Below are 19,494 nucleotides of genomic sequence, written 5' to 3'. Positions count from 1 at the left end.
CAAACCCTGTCCTTATCATCAGAGCAACAAGGGCGTACACTGAGCCGTTGCAAACGTCTGCAACCGGCCAGAAGCGAACCTTACTTACGCAAATATGATCTCTGAATTCGGAAAGCGGCTTCTGTTTACGGTTGCGATCGCTGCTGTGGCGGCGGTTGCTGCATATTTCGCTCCTCCTGCAGAGCGGTTTTTCGCTGCCGTCCTTACCATCGTAGGGTTGTCAATGTTGCTGTTGAGCCGGCCATCCATTCCTCTGCAAACGCGATTGCAGAGGATCGGGAAATGGGATGTGATCGCGCCTGCGCTCCTATGCGCAGCGGCCGCCTTAACGGACTCGGAAAATTCCGTTTCTTGGATCAGATTCTACATATACGGGAGCGTCTTCTTCATCGGACTGGGCACGGGGCTCTCTCTACTGTTTCGCGCTGAAGAAGTTGATTCCCGGTAGGTCCGCTTCGGGTCGTAAGCGGACGCTAAAATAGGTCTGCTTTCGGCCAGTTGCAGACGTTCAGATAGGTCCGCAACTGGCCAGAGGCGGACCATCAGCCACGAATGTTGAAAGCATGAGAAGCGCGGCGGTGGACCTCAACGTCGCCGGCTCGGCGCGGGTAGCGCCGGAGGCCTTCGACATCGACCTGTTGGCCAATGCAATCCGCGCGCCCACGATATGTCGGGGCGCGCTGGCGCTCGAGATGCTGCCGGAGATCAGATCATGGCGCGCCACGTGCGCGACGTCGATCCCGGCCAGCGGGGGTGGCAGAACTGCCGGCAGAACGACGATCAGTCGATCTCGCTCACGAACTGTCCGAGCGGGCGGCGCACCTTCGGCAGGTCGACCAGCCAATCCTGCTCGGCCTTGCGGTAGCCCAGCGGCAGCATGACCGCGCTGCGCAGGCCGCGCTCGCCCAGGTTCAGGATGCGGTCGACGGCGGCCGGATCGAAGCCTTCCATCGGCGTGCAATCGACTTCCTCGAAGGCGGCCGCGACGATCGCCGCACTGAAGCCGATGTAGGCCTGGCGCGCGGCGTGCTCGAAGTTCACCTGGGCGCCGCGGCCCGGGTAGGTCGATAGCAGTTGCTGGCGGTAGGCTTCCCAGCCTTCGTTGCGGAAACCGCGCACCTCGTTGGTGAGGTCGAACATGTGGTTGATGCGCTCGGGCGTGTAGTCGTCCCAGGCGGCGAACACCAGCAGGTGCGAGGCGTCGACCACCTGCGCCTGGTTCCAGGCGACCTCGCGGATCTGGGCGCGCAACGCCGGATTGTTCACGATCAGGATTTCATACGGCTGCAGGCCGGACGACGTCGGCGCCAGGCGCGCCGCTTCGATAATGCGGTGGAGCTTGTCCTGCGGCACCTTGCGCGTCGGGTCCATTGCCTTGGTGGCATAGCGCCATTTCAGCTTGTCGAGCAATTCCATGTGATGTCCTTTCGAATTAAAGATGCGCTATTGTATTTTTTCACGACAGATAGATAAACTACGATTCTGGCAAATGATTTGTTCTTGAGGGAGCAAAATGGGGCGGAAGTTCGATCACCTGGCCGATGTCGAGGTGTTTCTCAACGTCGTCGAGCACGGTTCGTTCAGTGCGGCGGCGGTCGTGCTGTCGACCACGCCTTCGGTGCTGAGCCGGGCCGTGTCGCGGCTCGAGGCACGGCTCGGCACACAATTGTTGCGCCGGACCACGCGCAGCCTCAGCCTTACCGATGCCGGCCAGCGCTACGCCGACGAGGCGCGCGACGCCTTTGCCCGGCTCGGCCAGGCCGAGCAGGCAATGCGCAGCACGACGGCGCAACTGAGCGGCAAGGTACGCATGAGCGTGTCCACCGGGTATGGCCTGCAGCGCCTGCCGCCGGTGCTGGCCGCCTACGCGCGCGCCTATCCGCTGGTCGAACTGGATGTCGACATCACCAACCGCAACGTCGACCTGGTGGCCGAGGGCTTCGACCTGGCGATCCGCTCCGGCCCGCTGCCGAGCAGTACGATGGCGTCGCGCCACCTGGAAGCGTCGCCGCTGTGCCTGCTCGCTGCCCCGGCCTACCTGGAGACGGCCGGACCGCTCGCGACGTTGGACGACCTGGCGCGCCAGCAATGCATCGCCTTCGTCCGGCCCAACACCGGACGGGTCTTTCCCTGGCAGCTGCGCGATGGCGAGCGCGACATCGATTGGATCCCGCCGGCGTCGGTGACGGTGTCGACCGACGCGATGGGCGTCATCTGGCTGGCCGAGCAGGGAATGGGAATCGCGCTGTGTCCGCGCCTGTTTGCGGAAGCCAGCCTGGCGGCGGGACGGCTGGTGGAAGTGTTGCCGCAGCTGGGCGGACGGACGCGCGCGTTCTCGGTCGTTTATCCGGCCCACCGTGGCTTGTCGGCGGCGTCGCGCGCGCTGATCGACATGCTGGTGGCGGCGCGGGACGGTCGATAGCGGACCTTTCGAATGCCAGCAATCAAAACCGATGGGTTGAACTGCCTTCGCGCAGAATCGTGGCTGGACCAAGGGCGGCTGAGGGAAGTTGAACTTGCCATGAGGACAATAAAATGCGTAGACTAGTTCGTTCTGGCCCAAGTAAAGATCGACCAGGCACGGAAGTACCGATTACTGCCAATGTGCGAAAGGAAACATCGCAATGCGAACCGATACGCCCAAATTTATGGTTCTTCGCGGGGAATGGGGGAAGACGGGATTGACGAACTGAGCAGGAGGTGGTGGCGGAGGTCTGATGTTGGTAGATTGATAGTCGCCAAACAAATCAGTCTGTCAAACCACCGCCATGCTCAATGCTATGCCGTCTGTCCCGTTTTGGGAAGGCCATATTGTCGATGCCGTCCACGAACAAGAGGACGGGTCGCTGTTAATCGTTCTCGATACCAGCCCTTCAAGCGAAGCTTTGTGCGGGGCATGCCGCCAGCCTTGCGCTCTGGTTCATGAGTGCCGAAGGCGTAAGGTGCGTGACCGCGACATTCTGGATAGGCGTGTCTGGCTCGATGTGCCGGTGCGGCGACTGGACTGCCATCACTGCGACGCACGGGTAGCCGAGCACATTGTTTGGCTCGACCGCCGGGCGCGCATCACGCACCGCGTGCGCCTCTGGGTGGAGGCGCTGGCACAGCTGCTTCCGATAGCCCATGTGGCCCGGTTGACCGGCCTGCACTGGCATACCATCAAGGACATCGATCATCGGCGCTTGCAGCACCTGCATGGTGGCTTCTCGGCAGAAGGCGTACGGCGCTTGGTCATGGACGAATTCGCCCTGCACAAGGGGCACCGGTACGCCACTGTCGCCCTGGATGCCGAACGAATGCGGGTGCTATGGGTGGGAGAAGGCAATAGCCGGGAAGCGATTCGGCCGTTCTTCGAGTTGCTGGGAGAGGAAGGCTGCCAGCGGATCGAAGCCGTTGCCATGGATATGAACACGGCCATGGACCTCGAAGTTCGCCAGCAATGTCCAAACGCAGAAGTCGTCTACGACCTGTTTCATGTGGTGGCGCGCTTCGGTCGCGAAGTGGTCGACCGGGTTCGTGTCGACCAGGCCAATGCCTTGCGTGCCGAACCAAAAGCCCGCCAGGTCATCAAGCGCAGTCGCTGGCTGTTACTGCGCAATCGTGACAACCTCAAGGCCGAGCAGGCCGTCAAGCTCGAAGAGCTGTTGGCTGCCAACCAGCCCTTGGCAACGGTTTACCTGCTCAAGACCGAGCTGAAGGAAATCTGGTATGCGCCATCAGTCCGGGACGGTGCCCGGCGGTGGAAAGCCTGGCTCAAGCTCGCCTTGCAAAGCCAGATCGCACCGCTGATCCAGTTTGCCAAACGCCTGGCCAAATATCGCCGCGGCATCCTGGCATCAGCCATCTATCCGATGAGCTCATCGATCCTTGAAGGCGTCAACAACCGCATCAAGGTCATCAAGCGCATGGCCTACGGTTTTCGGGACGCATCCTACTTCTTCCTGAAAATCAAGGATGCGTTCCCCGGCAAAGTGCGATGAACCAAATTTATCGCCTCCCAATCCATACTGTGGCTGCACGCGGACGGCACCGAGACGATGATAGACGCCCGCATCGGCGAGCCGTATCAAGTTGACACGCGAACCTGGGCCTGCCCGGCTGCGCTGGAAGGCGTCGATGGGCGTTACCCGGATATTTTTGGAGACGGTTCGATGCAGGCATTGTCTCTTGCGATGAGACTGATCGCGACACGACTCGGCCATATGCTGGAAAACAATGCACAGCTTGTCTACCCGGAAGACCGTTCTCCGTGGAATGGGTCGACATTCGGCGCAGCCAATCCAGCTCCGAAAATAATTCCATCAAGGGGACGATTAGGCATGCCAAACCGGAACGACATCGTTCTATTGGCGACATATAACGCTGCCATGAATACGAGACTGTATGCGGCCGCAGCCACCTTGTCGAAAGAAGTACTGCTCGCCGACCGCGGCGCCTTTTTCGGCTCGCTCATCGGCACCCTGAACCACATCGTCGCCGGCGACACGATCTGGCTGCGCCGTTTCATGGGGCATCCGTCGAACTTCCCTGCGTTGCAAGCCATGGCCGCCATTCCGGCGCCTGCCGGTCTCGCGCATATCCACAGCGACGATCTCGAGACGCTCCTGGCACATCGCCAGCGGCTCGATGCGATCATCAATGCCTTCGCAACGGAGGTCACGGACAGCGACCTGGCGCAAGTGCTCACATATAGGAACTCGCGTGGCGAGTGCCGCAAGCAGTTCGGCAGCCTGCTGCTCCACCTGTTCAACCACCAGACGCACCACCGTGGCCAGGCAACGACGCTGTTGTCGCAGTCGGGCGTCGACGTCGGCGTCACCGACCTGCTCGAATGGATACCCGAGCACGGTTGAGCACGGAAAAGCCACGGGCTGAACCGCCTTCCAAATCAGGCGCCAAACGCGACACGGTCCAGCCCGATCGCCTGCGACGAGAACAAATATCACGCATTTCACAGGGAAGGGTGTCTGTTTGTTACAATGGTCTAATCCATACAAGGTGACCATCATGCCGCGCACATTTCTCCGCCTGAGCGTCCTGCCCTTTGCCCTGCTGACCGGCCTCGCCGGAGCGCAGCAGGCGACGACGACGACCCAGCCCCAACCGCCGACGGAACGCATCGAGCCGGGCAGCGATGTGCCGACGACGAATATTCCGCCGCGCCGCGGCACGCAGATCAACGAAAAGCGGTCCAACGACGGCACCGTCACCGAGATCGAAGTCCAAAGCGGCAAGAGCCACTACATCATGCGTCTGAACAGCCCGGCCGGCAACGCCCAGGCCGGCGACGCCCAGAGCAGCGCCTTCCGTGCGCCGCAGTGGCAGGTGATGGAATTCGACATCGGCGCCAAGAAGCAGGCCGCGGCCGACGAGGCCTCGACCGCACCGGCAGCCGCGGCGGGTTCGCGCGGCACCGCCGGCGCCGCTGCCGCGGGTGCGCCGGCGACCGGCAAGCCTGCCGGCACGGTGCCGACGGCAACCGTCCCGATGACGGCCCCGGCCGACATTCCGCCGCCGCCGCCCTTGCCGACGAACCAGCGCTGACCCGACCGCCGCGGGGCGAACCGCCCCGCCGTTTGACTTTTCATTCTTGCTCCCACGATGGCAGTTTTCACCGCGGTCACACTGGATGAGCTCACCCAGTGGATCAAGCAGTTCCCCCTTGGCCAGGCACTCGCCCTCGACGGCATTGCCTCCGGCATCGAAAACAGTAACTTTTTCCTGACGGTCGAACGCGGCGAGTATGTGCTCACCATCTTCGAGAACCTGGATTTCGAGCAGCTGCCCTTCTATATCGGCCTGATGCGCCACCTCGCCGAGCGCGGCATTCCGGTGCCGGCGCCGGTCGCCAATCACGACGGCGAACTGGTGGTGCCGCTGCAGGGCAAGCCGGCGGTGATCGTCACCAAGCTGGCCGGCAGCTCGCAGATGGATCCGCAGCCGGTGCATTGCGCGGAAGTGGGCACGATGCTCGCGCGCATGCACCTGGCGGCCCAGGACTTCCCGCTGTCCCAGCCCAACCTGCGCGGCCTGGCCTGGTGGAGCGCGACCGCGCCGGTCGTGCTGCCTTACCTGGCGCCGGACAATGCGCGCCTGCTGCGCGAGGAAGTCGCCGCGCAGGAAGCATTTGCCGCGAGCGACGCGTATGCGCGCCTGCCGCGCGGGCCCGTGCATGCCGACCTGTTCCGCAACAACGTGATGTTCGTTGGCGAAAAGCTGACCGGCTGCTTCGATTTCTATTTCGCCGGCGTCGACACCTGGCTGTTCGACCTGGCGGTGACCGTCAACGACTGGTGCATCGACCTCGCCAGCGGCAAACTGGACCACGCCCGCGTGGAGGCGCTGCTGGCGGCTTACCGCGCCGTGCGGCCGTTCACCGCCGAGGAAATTGCGGCGTGGCAGACGACGTTGCGCGCCGCCGCCCTGCGCTTCTGGCTGTCGCGACTGTACGACCTGCACGTGCCGCGCGCGGCCGAAATGCTGACGCCCCACGATCCAACCCATTTCGAGCGCATCCTGCGCGACCGGCTTGCCAGCCCGGCGCCGGTACTGCCCCTTTGAACAATGAATAACATGCCCGCAATGACCGGCTGGACCTGGCTCAAGGAAGGAGCCGGACTGTTCCGCAAACAACCCGCCGCCCTGACCACCCTGCTCTTCGCGAACATCCTGATCAGCCTCCTGATCAGCGCCTTCCAGCTGGTCGGCGCCATGCTCGCCGTGGTCCTGATTCCCTCGCTGTCGATGGCCTTCATGAAGGCCTGCCTGATGATCGACAACGGCGAACGCGTCTCGCCCGCCGTCCTGCTGACGGGCTTTCGCAAGCCGGTGCTGGCGCAGCTGTGCAAGGTCGGCCTGATCTACCTGGCGGTGTCGCTGCTGTTGACGATCCTGGCGCGCTTCGCGATCGATCCCGACTTCTGGCAACAGTTCTCGCAACCGATCGACCCGAAGAATCCGCCGCTGGTGACGGGCTGGGACATGCTCAGGATATTCGGCGTCTTCGTGCTGAACGTGAGCGTGCTGATTGCGCTGTCGTTTTCCGCGCCCCTGGTGTACTGGCAGCAGATGGGACCGGGCAAGGCTGCCTTCTACAGCTTCTTCGCGGTGTGGAAGAGCGCGCGCGTATTCGTGGTGCTGCTGCTGGCCTGGTTCGCGATCCTGTTCGGACTGTGCATCGTGTTCACGCTGCTGCTGGGCGGCTCGAACGTGGCACGGGTCGCCATCATGTGGCTGATCTTCCTGTTCATCCTGCTGCTGCAGTGCTCGCTGTATGCGGCTTACCGCCGCATCTTCGGCAAGCCGGTCGAGACCGGCGCCGCCCGGGTCAATCTGCAGAAATAAGATCCTGCCCGGCCTGGGCAGACCAGGCCGGGCCGCACATTCAGCGCAATATCAACGCGGTATCAACGTGACACGCGCTCCAGTTTGGCCACCGACAGGTCGAGCACCTTGATGCCGGACGGGCCGAAGTTGATCTGGGCCCGCGCCGCGCCCGCCCCGCCCTCGATGTTCACGATCACGCCTTCGCCGAACTTGGCGTGCGCCACCGTTTCGCCAATGCGCCAGCCCGAGCCGCCGCCCGACTTCTGGGTGATCTGCTGGGCGATCTTGTTGTCGCTGCCGGCATTGCGGAAGGCCGCGTCGTCCCAGGCGGTCGGCGCCTTCTTGTTGGCGAACCAGTGGCTCTGCACGCGCGGCGACAGCCACTTCAGCGCTTCCTCGGGCAATTCGTCGAAGAAGCGCGACTTCATGTTGAAGCGGGTCTGGCCGTGCAGCATGCGCTGCTGGGTAAAGCTCATGTAGAGACGCTTGCGGGCGCGCGTGATCGCCACGTACATCAGGCGCCGCTCTTCGTCGACGCCATCCATTTCGCGCGAGCTGCTCTCGTGCGGGAACAGGCCCTCTTCCAGGCCGGTGATGAACACGGCGTCGAATTCCAGGCCCTTGGCCGAGTGCACGGTCATCAGCTGCATCGCGTCCTGGCCGGCCTGGGCCTGGGCGTCGCCCGCTTCCAGCGAAGCGTGGGCGAGGAAGGCCGCCAGCGGCGACATGACGGACGGCAGCGGCGCGTCGGCGTCGAGGATCTCGAGACCGTCCTGGTTCAGGATCGCGTCGCCGGCCTGGGCCGCCGATGGCGGGCCGAGGTGGGCCGGCGCCTGCTGGCCAAAACCTTCTTCCTGCACGAACTGGGTGGCGGCGTTGACCATCTGCTCGAGGTTTTCGATGCGGTCGGCGCCTTCCTTTTCGTTGGCGTAGTGGGTCAGCAGGGTGCTGCGCTCCAGCACCACGCGCACCATTTCCGGCAGCGGCAGCTGCTGGGTTTCGAAGCGCGCGCTTTCGATCAGCTTGACGAAGTTGCCCAGCGCGCTGCCGGCCTTGCCGGTCATGTAGGGCACGGCCGCGTACAGCGAGACGCCATAGGTGTCGGCCGCCATCTGCAATTGTTCGATCGAGCGCACGCCGATGCCGCGCGTCGGGAAGTTCACCACGCGCAGGAAGGCCGAGTCGTTGTGCGGGTTGTCCATCAATTGCAGGTAGGCGATGGCGTGCTTGACCTCGGCGCGCTGGAAGTAGCGCAGGCCGCCGTAGACCGTATAGGGCAGGCCGGCCGCGAACAGCGCATGCTCGATGACGCGGCTTTGCGCGTTCGAGCGGTACAGGATGGCGATTTCGCTGCGCGGCATGCCGTCGGCCATCAGGCTTTTCGCTTCCTCGATGATCCACTGCGCTTCTTCGAGATCCGACGAGGCCTCGTAGACGCGTACCGGCTCGCCCTGCCCGGCGTCGGTGCGCAGGTTCTTGCCGAGGCGGTTCTTGTTGTTCGCGATCAGGAAGTTGGCGCTGTCGAGGATGTGGCCGTGCGAGCGGTAGTTCTGCTCCAGCTTGATCAGGTTCTGCACCTGGAATTCGCGCTCGAAGGCGCTCATGTTGCCGACGTTGGCGCCGCGGAAGGCGTAGATGCTCTGGTCGTCGTCGCCGACGGCGAAGATGGCGCCGCCGTTGCCCTCGCCGTGGCCGGCCAGGAGTTTGAGCAGGTTGTATTGCAGGTCGTTGGTATCCTGGAACTCGTCGACCAGCACGTGCTTGAAGCGCATCTGGTAGTGCTGGCGTAGCGGCGCATTGCGCGCGAGCAGCTCGTACGAGCGCAGCAGCAGCTCGGCGAAGTCGACCACGCCTTCGCGCTGGCATTGCTGGTCGTAGAGTTCATACAGCTCGACCATCTTGCGCTCGATCGGGTCATAGGCCTCGACCTGGCCGGCGCGCAGTCCCTGCTCCTTCGCATTGTTGATGAAGTACATCAGGTTCTTGGCCGGGTACTTCTCGTCGTCGACGTTCGCCGCTTTCAGCAGGCGCTTGATCATCGACAGCTGGTCTTGCGAATCGAGAATCTGGAAGGACTGCGGCAGCGCGGCGTCCTTGTAGTGCGTGCGCAGCAGGCGGTTGCACAGGCCGTGGAAAGTGCCGATCCACATGCCGCGCGTGTTCACGGGCAGCATGGCGGACAGGCGCGTGAGCATCTCCTTCGCCGCCTTGTTGGTGAACGTGACCGCCATGATGCCGGCCGGGCCCACCTGCCCGGTCTGGATCAGCCAGGCGATACGCGTGGTCAGCACGCGGGTCTTGCCCGAGCCGGCCCCCGCCAGGATCAGCGCGCTCTGCGGTGGCAGGGTCACGGCCGCGAGTTGTTCGGGATTGAGGTTGTGAAGGAGATTCTGCATGCGCCCATTATACCGCCGGGATCTACTGTATGCCCATCCAGCCCGAGCGCAAATCAGCGGTTTCTTACTGAAAGAATATTTCAATAACACTCACTTGATGAAATATTATTTCATTCCATTCCTCTTTGACATTCAGTGTTTGCCGGCTATTTTTCTCTACAAAAATATTCCTCAAGCACACATCTTCTGGCAACTTCATTTAACTCATCCATATCGGCGCATATATCTACCGCGCGCCCCCTGTTCCGGAATTCGCTTAACTTAATAACAAAGACGCGAACACATCGCGTGGCCCATTACGACCCAACCATTTCTACACCGAAAGGCCGTGCACGCGTTTTCGGGTCGGGCTGAACTTGTCATTGCGTGCCGGCCGGCTTAAGCCAAAGGAGAGTCACATGCTAAATCGCGTGGTTACTGTTGCCGCCCTCGCTGTCGGCGGAATGATGCTGTCGAAGCAAATGAAGAAAAACCGTGGTTCGGGCAATGACTCGTCGATCATCGAATCGATCGAAGTCAACGTGCCGGTGCGCACTGCCTACAACCAGTTCACGCAGTTCGAGGACTTCCCGCAGTTCATGAAGAGCGTCCACGAAATCCGCCAGCTCGACGACAAGCGCCTGCACTGGAAGGCCAACGTCGCCGGCGAGGACAAGGAATGGGATGCCGAAATCACCGAGCAGATCCCGGACAAGCGCATCGCCTGGCGCAGCATCGGCGGCGTGCGCAACGGCGGCGTCGTCACCTTCCACAAGATTTCCGACAACGTGACCCGCGTCACCCTGCAGATGGACTACACGCCCGAAGGCGTGCTGGAGACCATCGGCGACGCGTTCGGTGCGGTGCGCATGGAAGCACGCGGCAACCTGCAGAACTTCAAGGAAATGCTCGAGAAGCGTGGTGCGGAAACGGGCGCATGGCGCGGGAAGATCAACCAGCACTAAGCTGGGGCCGCTGCCTGTCATACGAACGCCACCTTGCGGTGGCGTTTTTTTATTGCTTTGCTCGATGCGTCGCGTGGGCATCCTGGTCATGGAGACGGCGACATACCGCTGGCCGTTCCGTAGGGTGGGCACCCCGTGCCCACGCGTTGCATGCGCATCCTTTCTACGGTTGCGGCGACATATCGCTCGCAACAGCGAGCAAAACCCACGCCGCCGTTCATCGCGGGCTTTGCGGGCAATGCCTCCTGGCTGACGACTTCCGGACCTGTGCGTAACGCGTGGGCACGGAGTGCCCACCCTACGGGTCATCGCTACCGGTCGACGTCAAACGTCTCCGTCCCTCCGTTTCTTGATCACCACACCCGGCAGCGCTTCACCGCCGCCATCGGCTGGCCCGGCTTGCAGTTGAAGGCTTTTTCGAACTGCGGCATGTTGATGACCACGCCGTTGACGCGGTACTTGCCCGGCGAGTGTGGGTCGGTGGCGGCCGAGACGCGCAGGTTTTCCGGGCGATCGTTCTCGCAGGCCCATTGGGCGAAGCCGACGAAGAAGCGCTGCTCCGGCGTCAGGCCGTCGCGCGGCTGGGCCTGCTGCGGCATGCTCGCCATCTGGTTCTTCCAGGCCATCCAGCCGAGGATCAGGCCGCCCAGGTCGGCGACGTCCTCGCCCAGGGTCAGCTTGCTGTTGATCTTGATGTCGTCGACCACCGTGTACTGGCCGTACTGTTCGACGATGCACGCCGCGCGTTCTTCGAAGGCCTTGCCGTCCTTCTTCGTCCACCAGTCCTTTAAATTGCCCTTGGCATCGAATTGGCGGCCTTCATCGTCGAAGGCGTGGGTCAGTTCGTGGCCGATGGTGCCGCCGGTGTTGCCGTAGTTCGGCGCGTCGTCCATCTTCGGGTCGAACAGCGGCGGCTGCAGCACGCCGGCCGGGAAGTTGATGTCGTTCATCTGCGGGTTGAAATAGGCGTTCACCGTCGGCGGCGTCATCAGCCATTCGGCGCGGTCGAGCGGCTTGCCGATCTTGGCCAGCTGGCGCCGGTTTTCGAAGGCTTTGCCGCGCACCACGTTGCCGGCGAAATCGTCGGCGCGCACCTCGTACGCGGAATAATCGCGCCAGGTGTCCGGATAGCCGATCTTGTTGACGATGGCGTCGAGCTTCTCTTGCGCGCGCCGCTTGGTGTCGGCGCTCATCCACTCCAGCGATGCGATGTCCTTGGCCATCGCCTCCTCGATCTGGCGCGTCATGTGCAGGGCCTTGGCCTTCAGTTCCGGAGAAAAAGCGCGCGCCACGAATTCCTGGCCCAGGGCTTCGCCGAGCTGGCGGTCGACCAGCTGCACGCAACGCTTCCAGCGCGGCTGCTGGCGCTCGACGCCGCGCAGGGTCTGCATGAAGAAGGCAAAGTGGGGCGCGTCGAATTGCGGCGACAGCGCCGGCGCCAAGGCTTCCAGCACGTGCCAGCGCAAATAGGTCTTGATCGCACCCAGGTCCTCGGCGGCGAGCTGTTTATTGAAAGCCTTGAAGAAGGCCGGCTCGGTGACATTGAAGCTGTTCACTTCCGGTTGGCCGAGCGCGGCCAGGTAGGTTTTCCAGTCGAAGCCCGGCGTGGTCTTCTGCAGGCCCTTGAGGTCCATCTTGTGGAACAGTTTATAGGGGTCGCGTTTCTCGACGCGGGTCAGCGACGCCTTTGCCAGCGCGGTCTCGATCCGCATCACGGTCGTGGCCGAACGCCTGGCCACCTCGGGGGATTCACCGGCCAGGCCGAACATGGTGGCCAGGTGGGCTTCGTATTTGGCGCGGATCTCTTTCGAGCGCGCATCCGTCTTCAGGTAGTAGTCGCGGTCCGGCAGGCCCAGGCCGCCGCCGCTGGCAAACGCGATCACGCGGGTCGAGTCGCCGAAGTCCTGGTTCGCGCTGAAGCCGAAGAAGAAGTCGTCGTCGGACAAAGCCAGTTGCAGCGCGGCCAGCACCGCCGGCAGGTCGCGGGTCGATGTCATCGCGTCGATGCGATCGAACCAGGGCGCCAGCGGCGCCGCGCCGCGCTTGGCGATCGCGCTCTCGTCCATGCAGGCGCCGAAGTAGTCGCCGATCTTCTGCTGCGTCGCGCTGCGGCCTTCCTTCTGTTTCGCCAGCCCGTCGAGTATCCCCCACAGGTAGCGCTGGTTGTCCTGCGCCAGCTTGCCGTAGACCGACCAGCGCGCCTGGTCCGCCGGGACCGGGTTGTTCTTCATCCAGCCGCCGCAGGCGTACTGGTAGAAGTCGACGCAGGGGTCGGCGTTCTTGTCCATCGAGTTCACGTCCAGGCCTGGCGTGTAGGGAAACGTGGTGGCCGGGCGCTCGGATTGGGGAGCCGGCGACGTCTGGGCCGAGGCGAAGGTGGCGGCGCCGGCGAACGACATGGCCAATGCAATGCGGGTGAGGTGCAACATGGAGGGAATCCCGGAAAAGTGATCGCCCATGCTGACACAGAAATATTGCCTAAGCAACATCAAGCGATTGCCATGCTGTCAATACTGCATCATACTCAGGCGCGGTTTTGCCGTTCCCAGGCAAGCGCCACTATCATGAGATGACGTCCCCTATGAGTCCACCCCAGAAGCAAGCATTTGTATCGATGTTGCTGGTTGCCGCCTTGACCGGCCCGGTGTATTACCTGATCGCGGTGTTCACCATGCCTGTCGGTCTCGGGCTCCTCATGCTGGTATTCGACAAACCGGTACTGGCCATGTATCCGCTCCTGTTCGCGGGGCAGGAATATTCGAGGGACGTCGTCAGCTATGCACTCGATACCCGGGTGAGTTTTCCGCTCACGCTGCTTCAATGGGTGCTGATCGCGTGGCTGTACAGCCGCAAGGCGCCGGATGTCAGCCGCCCGATGCAGGTGGGCGTGGCACTGCTCGTGGCCCTGCTCGTCGGCCTCGCCTTCTTCGTCCTGTTCTACGCGACGGGCATCCGGATCGTCTCGCCGATGCGCTGGCATATGTAACGCGTTCGGGCGCAGGCGGCACGAAAACAAAGAGGCCGCTGCCCCGACAAGGTAGCGGCCTCTCCTTGAATCAGCTGCTCATGGAAGCCGGGCAGCTGGACATCACGCCAGCGGATCGATCACGAAAGCCGGCATCTTCCCGTCGCCGCGTGCGGCTTCCAGGAACTTGTCGGAGGTGATCAGCGCCTCGTTGATGGTGACGTCCATGTCCAGGTAGCGGTAGGTACCCAGGCGGCCGACGAACGTGACGTTGCTTTCCCCCTGCGCCAGCTTGATGTAGCGCTCGAGCTGCTCCTTGTCGCGCGCCATGCGGATCGGGTAATAGGGGATGTCGTCCTCGCCGCACTGGCGGCTGAATTCCTTGTAGAGCACCGTGCCTTCGTGCTGTTCCCAGGGCGAGAAATGCTTGTGCTCGGTGATGCGGGTGTAGGGCTGCTCGTTGTCGCAGTAGTTGACGACGGCATTGCCCTGGTAGTCGCCCTTGTCGCGGAACATCTCGAAGTCCAGGGTGCGGTAAGGCAGCCGGCCTTCGACGTGCTTGAACCAGGCGTCGATCGGACCGCTGTAGAAGACGTGGTCGTACTGCGATTTCTGGTCCGGGTCGAAGCGGGTGTTCAGATGGACGGTGACGCCGTCGACCTTCAGGATCTTCTCGACCAGCGCGGTATAGCCTTCGGCCGGCATGCCCTGGTACTTGTGGTTGAAGTAGTTGTCGTCGTAGTTGAAGCGCACCGGCAGGCGCTTGAGGATGCTCGCCGGCAGTTCCGACGGTTCCATGCCCCACTGCTTGACGGTGTAGGTCTTGAAGAAGGCTTCGTAGAGCTCGCGGCCGACGAAGCGCAGGGCCTGCTCTTCGAAGGTTTGCGGGTTCTCGATCGACTTGTCGCCCAGCTCGGCCAGGAATTCCTGGGCCTCGGCCGGACGCATGGTCTTGCCGAAGAACTGGTTGATGGTGAGCAGGTTGATCGGCAGCGTGAAGACGCGCTTGCCGGTGATGGCCTTGACGCGGTTCACATATGGTTTGAACTCGGCGTAGCGGTTGACGAACTCCCAGGCACGCTCGTTATCGGTGTGGAAGATGTGCGGTCCGTAGACGTGCACCATGACGCCGGTCTCGGCGTCACGTTCGGAATGGCAGTTGCCCGCGATATGCGGACGCGATTCAAATACTTCGACCTTGTGGCCGGCTTGTGCGAGCTGGTTTGCAATGACAGCTCCGGAAAACCCAGCGCCTACAATGGCGATATTCTTTGTCATTTGATCATCCTAACTATTTTAGTAGCCATCTCTTGCGGCGAATTGGTCCAGCGTTTCGTCCGTCGCGACGTGTGCATGTCGCGCGGAAGCGGCACGCGGAACTTACGAAGCGAACGCGGCCGCAAATCATGCGCTGAGCCCGCGAACCGCCTACCGTAATCGATCCGATTATACGGAGCTGAGCCGTTTTTCGATGTTCGATAGACCACAGAAACATATTTGCCCAAAAGGCAACTTTTTGTGTTTTTGTACATGCATATGAGCAATGCCTCGTTCAAAAACGGGCATACTGGCGCTTGCACGAAAAATACCGTCCAGGCTGCGCGGCGTATCGCGTGGTGCAGCCGTTTTTGCAGTCGCCACGTAGAAAAGGAAAGTCATGCTGCCTACCCGTCCCCTGGTCCGTACCGCCCTTGCCGGCCTGCTCGCCGCCGCCCTCGCCTCGCCTGTCTTTGCCGCCGAGCCGGCCTGGGTCACCAAGAGCAACGAGAACGCCCAGGTCCTGCTGAACGTCCTGGCCAAGTATTCGCCGGAAAGCGCGAGCACGCTGGGCGTGAACGGCTACGACGAACAGATCAGCGACCTCTCGCGCGACCAGTTCGAAGCCACCAACAAGGACCTGCGCGCGGCAATCGCCGAGTACCAGAAGCGCCTGAAGGTCGAGACCGACCCGAAGGTGAAGCAGGACCTGGAAATCCTGATCAACAAGGCCAACGACCAGCTGCGCACCGCCGCGCTGGAGCGCAAGTACTTCATGCCCTTCATCGACCTGACCGGCATGATGTTCGGCGTGATGCGTTCGACGCTCGACCCGCGCATCCCGAAGGAGCGCCAGCAGGCGTTGCTGGTGCGCCTCGACAAGTATGCCGGCCTGGCCAAGGGCTACCGCCCGGTCACCGAACTGGCGCACGAGCGCCTGCAGGAGCGCCTGAAGGCCAACAAGAACCTGCTCGGCCCCTACAAGGGCGAGATCGAGCAGTCGCTGAACGACGCCCCGACCCTGCTCAAGGGCATGCGCGAGCTGCTGGCCAAGAGCGGCCTGCAAGGCTGGGAACAGCGCTTCGACACGCTGGAAAAGCAGCTGCTCGCGTATAACGCGCGCCTGAAGACGGAACTGCTGCCGCGCGCCCGTACGGATCACCGCCTGCCGGCCGAGGTGTATGCCAACAACCTGCGCGAATTCGGCGTCGACATCGGCCCGCAGGAGCTGATCGCCAAGTCGCTGACCTCGTTCGCCGAGATCCGCAACCAGATGCAGATCACGGCCAAGCTGATCGCCAGGGAACGCGGCTTCAAGGACGCCGACTACCGCGCCGTCATGCTCGAACTGAAGAAGGACCAGATCCCGCTCGACAAGGTGATGCCGATCTATGCCGAGCGCCTGGCCGCGCTCGAGCAGGCCACGCGCCAGAACCGCATCGTCACCCTGCCCGAGCGCAAGGCCGTGATCCGCCTGGCGACGATGGCCGAGAACGCCCAGCAGCCGGCGCCGCACATGAGCCCGCCGCGCCTGATCGGCAACACCGGCGAGTATGGTGAGTTCGTGCTGACCACCGGCATGCCGCCGGACGCCTCGGGCAAGCGCATGGTGTTCGACGACTTCACCCACGAAGCCGGCACCTGGTCGATCACGGCGCACGAGGCGCGCCCCGGCCACGAGCTGCAGTTTGCCAAGATGATCGAGACCGGCGTCTCGACCGCGCGCGCGGTGTTCGCCTTCAACAGCGTCAACGTCGAAGGCTGGGCCCTGTATGCCGAGGCCGAGGTGCAGCCCTACGAGCCGCTCGACGGCCAGCTGTTCGCCCTGCAGGCGCGCGCCATGCGCGCCGCGCGTGCCTTCCTCGACCCGATGGTCAACCTGGGCGAGATCACCCCGGATGGCGTGAAGCAGTTCCTGATGCAGGACGTCGGCCTGTCCGAAGGCATGGCGACCCAGGAAGTGCAGCGCTACACCTTCCGCGCGCCGGGCCAGGCGACCTCCTACTTCTACGGCTACCAGCGCCTGATGGAAACCCGCCAGGCCGCCGAGGTCGCGCTGCGCGACAAGTTCGACCGCCAGAAATTCAACGACTTCGTGCTGGCCCAGGGCCTGGTGCCGCCGACGCTGCTGCGCAAGGCGGTGATGGAGGAGTTCGTGCCGGCGATGCGCAAGTGATGGGCAAGTGATGGGCAAGTAAGCGCTGGAACGGTGTGAAACGAAAGGCCGGGGATGCTTGCGCACCCCCGGCTTTTTTATTGTTGCGGTAATCGTAGGGTGGGCACCCTGTGCCCACGCGTTACGTGTGCATCCGTAGTCGGCGACTGCGGGTTGTCGCCCGAAACGCGGAACATCACCTGACACGCTAACGAAACGCTTTTGATACGTCGGCAACCGGCGTCATTCTCGACAGATCAACCGTCAACACTGTTCACGCTTCCGCGTGGGCACTGCGTGCCCACCCTACGGGATGCGCCGTCGTCAAAAATAAAGGCCGGGATGCGCATGCAGCCCGGCCCTTGTGGTCAACGTAATGAAAATCAGCCGCGTACCGCCACCGGCCTGGCGGTCCCGTTACGCAACGACTCCTGGATCACGCCGCGCGTGACGGCCTCGGCCTTGCGCTGCTCCTGTTCCATCTTCTTGCCCAGGTCTTCCATCTTCTTGCCGGCCGCTTCCATCGGCTTGCCGGCGGCTTCCATCTGCTTGCCGAGGGCTTCCATCTTTTCTTCGTTGAAGGTGACAGCGGCCAGCGCCATCTTCGCGCCGAGCGCGCCCATCGAGGCGCCGTGGCGGCCCATCTCCGCACCCTGCCCGCCCATCTGGGCGCCGATCGCCTCCATCGGGGCCCAGGCGTCGCCGACGCGCTTCAGGGCCGCCGCATCCTGCACGACGTATTCCTTGCCGCCGTCGCGGAACCAGAGGAAGTCGCCCTGCACGCTGCGCTTGAGTTCCTTGACGCGCTTGCTCGCGACGGCGTCGCCGGTGATCGCGCTATCCGCGCCGCGCACCAGGGCGTAGGGCTCGCCGCCGTCGGCGGCCTGGATGGTGCGGTTGATGGTGATGCCGTCGCCAGCCTGGACCGGCAGCAGCGGCAGCGCGCAGGCAGCGGCCAGGGCGGCCAGCAGCAATGGGCGTTTCAGCGAGCGGGATGCAAACGGGGAGGCAAAGCGGGTGTCCTGCATGATCTTCTCCATGGGCGGTTTGTCGATGGAGAAAGAATAGGACAGGCAGCTGGCGCCTGCCCGCGCCGTGCGACGAACGGCACGATTCGCGGGACAGGCGGCAAAACGGGCGAAACTTAGTAGACCACGACCGAGCGGATCGACTCGCCCGACTTCATCAAATCGAAACCTTCGTTGATGCGGTCCAGCGGCAGGTGGTGGGTGATCAGGTCGTCGATGTTGATCTTGTTTTCCATGTACCAGTCGACGATCTTCGGCACGTCGGTGCGGCCGCGTGCGCCGCCGAACGCCGAACCTTTCCATTCGCGGCCGGTCACCAGCTGGAACGGACGGGTCGAGATCTCGGCGCCGGCTTCGGCCACGCCGATGATGATCGACTGGCCCCAGCCCTTGTGGCAGCACTCGAGCGCCTGGCGCATGGTGTTGACGTTGCCGATGCACTCGAACGAATAATCCGCACCGCCATCGGTCAGCTGCACGATGGCGTCGACCACGTTGCCGACTTCCTTCGGATTGACGAAGTGGGTCATGCCGAACTTGCGCGCCATCTCTTCACGGGCCGGGTTGAGGTCGACACCGATGATCTTGTCGGCGCCGACCATCTTCGCCGCCTGGATCACGTTCAGGCCGATGCCGCCCAGGCCGAACACGACCACGTTCGCGCCCGCTTCCACCTTGGCCGTGAAGATCACGGCGCCGATGCCGGTGGTGACGCCGCAGCCGATGTAGCAGATCTTGTCGAAAGGCGCGTCGGAACGGACCTTGGCCAGCGCGATCTCCGGAACCACGATGTAGTTCGAGAAGGTCGAGGTGCCCATGTAGTGGTAGATCGGCTTGCCGTCGAGCGAGAAACGCGACGTCGCGTCGGGCATCAGGCCGCGGCCTTGGGTGGAGCGGATCGCCTGGCACAGGTTGGTCTTTTGCGACAGGCAGAACTTGCACTGGCGGCACTCGGGGGTGTACAGCGGGATGACGTGGTCATCCTTTTTGACGCTGGTGACGCCCGGGCCGACGTCGACCACGACGCCCGCGCCTTCGTGGCCGAGAATGGCCGGGAACAGGCCTTCCGGATCGGCGCCCGACAGGGTGTAGTAATCGGTGTGGCAAATGCCGGTGGCCTTGACTTCGACCAGCACTTCGCCGGCGCGCGGGCCTTCGAGGTCGACTTCTTCGATCGTCAGCGGCTGACCCGCCTTCCATGCAATCGCTGCCTTGGTTTTCATGTGGGTTCCTCTACATGAGATGGGTGAATTTGCCATCATACCAAGCCAGCACGATCCTTGCCGTCCGCCCGCCTCCGGAAATGCTGCAACCGCACATCGAAGAGGGGCAAAAATATAACACCGTTTTTTGGTTTATACGGTTTTCAATTGTGCTCTGACGCAACATTGCAACATGGGTACTGCACGCTTGAGTTCACAAT

16 protein-coding genes are annotated in these 19,494 nt (G+C 62.9%); 9 read left to right on the top strand and 7 right to left on the bottom strand.

Translation table 11 applies throughout. The features are described from left to right. Positions 1 to 780: 780 nt before the first annotated feature. Positions 781 to 1,416, bottom strand: a complete 636-nt coding sequence (locus ACFOPH_RS22695; RefSeq protein ID WP_379737379.1) for an NAD(P)H-dependent oxidoreductase — start codon at positions 1,414 to 1,416, stop codon at positions 781 to 783. A gap of 97 nt (positions 1,417 to 1,513) precedes the next feature. Between ACFOPH_RS22695 and ACFOPH_RS22690 the strand changes: the two genes are divergently transcribed. From ACFOPH_RS22690 to ACFOPH_RS22665, 6 genes are all read left to right on the top strand, one after another. After that, positions 1,514 to 2,422 carry a LysR family transcriptional regulator gene (locus ACFOPH_RS22690; protein ID WP_379737377.1) on the top strand — a complete coding sequence of 303 codons (909 nt, stop codon included), beginning with the start codon at positions 1,514 to 1,516 and terminating at the stop codon, positions 2,420 to 2,422. Positions 2,423 to 2,768: 346 nt separating this feature from the next. Beyond that, a complete protein-coding gene (locus ACFOPH_RS22685; RefSeq protein ID WP_379733102.1) occupies positions 2,769 to 3,980 on the top strand; it encodes an ISL3 family transposase in 1,212 nt (403 codons plus the stop codon). 9 nt (positions 3,981 to 3,989) lie between these two features. Then, positions 3,990 to 4,853, top strand: a complete 864-nt coding sequence (locus ACFOPH_RS22680) for a DinB family protein (RefSeq protein ID WP_379737987.1) — start codon at positions 3,990 to 3,992, stop codon at positions 4,851 to 4,853. A 154-nt stretch (positions 4,854 to 5,007) separates the two neighbouring features. Next, entirely contained in the window at positions 5,008 to 5,544 is a 537-nt protein-coding gene (locus ACFOPH_RS22675; protein WP_379737375.1) for a hypothetical protein, read from the top strand. Between the two features lie 57 nt (positions 5,545 to 5,601). Continuing rightward, positions 5,602 to 6,561, top strand: a complete 960-nt coding sequence (locus tag ACFOPH_RS22670; protein WP_379737373.1) for a homoserine kinase — start codon at positions 5,602 to 5,604, stop codon at positions 6,559 to 6,561. Between the two features lie 12 nt (positions 6,562 to 6,573). Then, positions 6,574 to 7,344: a BPSS1780 family membrane protein gene (locus ACFOPH_RS22665; RefSeq protein ID WP_312551809.1), complete on the top strand. Its 771-nt coding sequence runs from the start codon at positions 6,574 to 6,576 to the stop codon at positions 7,342 to 7,344. A 62-nt stretch (positions 7,345 to 7,406) separates the two neighbouring features. On the opposite strand, the gene ACFOPH_RS22660 is transcribed toward ACFOPH_RS22665, so the two are convergent. Further along, positions 7,407 to 9,722, bottom strand: a complete 2,316-nt coding sequence (locus ACFOPH_RS22660; RefSeq protein ID WP_379737371.1) for a UvrD-helicase domain-containing protein — start codon at positions 9,720 to 9,722, stop codon at positions 7,407 to 7,409. Between the two features lie 461 nt (positions 9,723 to 10,183). Between ACFOPH_RS22660 and ACFOPH_RS22655 the strand changes: the two genes are divergently transcribed. After that, on the top strand, positions 10,184 to 10,666 hold the full coding sequence (locus ACFOPH_RS22655) for an SRPBCC family protein (protein WP_312551813.1): 483 nt from the start codon (positions 10,184 to 10,186) through the stop codon (positions 10,664 to 10,666). A 353-nt stretch (positions 10,667 to 11,019) separates the two neighbouring features. On the opposite strand, the gene ACFOPH_RS22650 is transcribed toward ACFOPH_RS22655, so the two are convergent. Next, positions 11,020 to 13,095, bottom strand: coding sequence for a M13 family metallopeptidase (locus tag ACFOPH_RS22650; protein WP_312551815.1), 2,076 nt, complete (start codon positions 13,093 to 13,095; stop codon positions 11,020 to 11,022). A 185-nt stretch (positions 13,096 to 13,280) separates the two neighbouring features. Here ACFOPH_RS22650 and ACFOPH_RS22645 point away from each other — a divergent pair, with 185 nt between their 5' ends. Then, entirely contained in the window at positions 13,281 to 13,652 is a 372-nt protein-coding gene (locus ACFOPH_RS22645; RefSeq protein ID WP_379737368.1) for a hypothetical protein, read from the top strand. Between the two features lie 102 nt (positions 13,653 to 13,754). Here the strand turns inward: ACFOPH_RS22645 and glf are convergent, their stop codons facing one another. After that, entirely contained in the window at positions 13,755 to 14,909 is a 1,155-nt protein-coding gene (gene glf, locus ACFOPH_RS22640; RefSeq protein WP_312551819.1) for a UDP-galactopyranose mutase, read from the bottom strand. 168 nt (positions 14,910 to 15,077) lie between these two features. Further along, the gene (locus ACFOPH_RS22635) at positions 15,078 to 15,290 is read right to left on the bottom strand and encodes a hypothetical protein (RefSeq protein WP_379737365.1); all 213 of its coding nucleotides are present in this window, start codon (positions 15,288 to 15,290) and stop codon (positions 15,078 to 15,080) included. On the opposite strand from ACFOPH_RS22635, the gene ACFOPH_RS22630 reads away from it, so the two are divergent. Further along, positions 15,289 to 17,064, top strand: coding sequence for a DUF885 domain-containing protein (locus tag ACFOPH_RS22630; protein WP_312551821.1), 1,776 nt, complete (start codon positions 15,289 to 15,291; stop codon positions 17,062 to 17,064). The two genes, ACFOPH_RS22635 and ACFOPH_RS22630, sit on opposite strands and share 2 nt — an antisense overlap. Before the next feature lie 362 nt (positions 17,065 to 17,426). Here the strand turns inward: ACFOPH_RS22630 and ACFOPH_RS22625 are convergent, their stop codons facing one another. Together ACFOPH_RS22625 and ACFOPH_RS22620 are read right to left on the bottom strand one after the other, a co-directional pair. After that, on the bottom strand, positions 17,427 to 18,071 hold the full coding sequence (locus ACFOPH_RS22625) for a hypothetical protein (protein WP_312551822.1): 645 nt from the start codon (positions 18,069 to 18,071) through the stop codon (positions 17,427 to 17,429). A 116-nt stretch (positions 18,072 to 18,187) separates the two neighbouring features. Continuing rightward, complete coding sequence (locus ACFOPH_RS22620) at positions 18,188 to 19,294, bottom strand: S-(hydroxymethyl)glutathione dehydrogenase/class III alcohol dehydrogenase (RefSeq protein WP_379737362.1); 1,107 nt, start codon at positions 19,292 to 19,294, stop codon at positions 18,188 to 18,190. Positions 19,295 to 19,494 lie beyond the last annotated feature (200 nt).

This window comes from Massilia haematophila, from assembly GCF_042647645.1.
In the GTDB taxonomy this organism is placed as follows: Bacteria; Pseudomonadota; Gammaproteobacteria; order Burkholderiales; family Burkholderiaceae_D; genus Telluria; species Telluria haematophila.
This window is presented reverse-complemented; position numbering and strand designations above follow the sequence as displayed.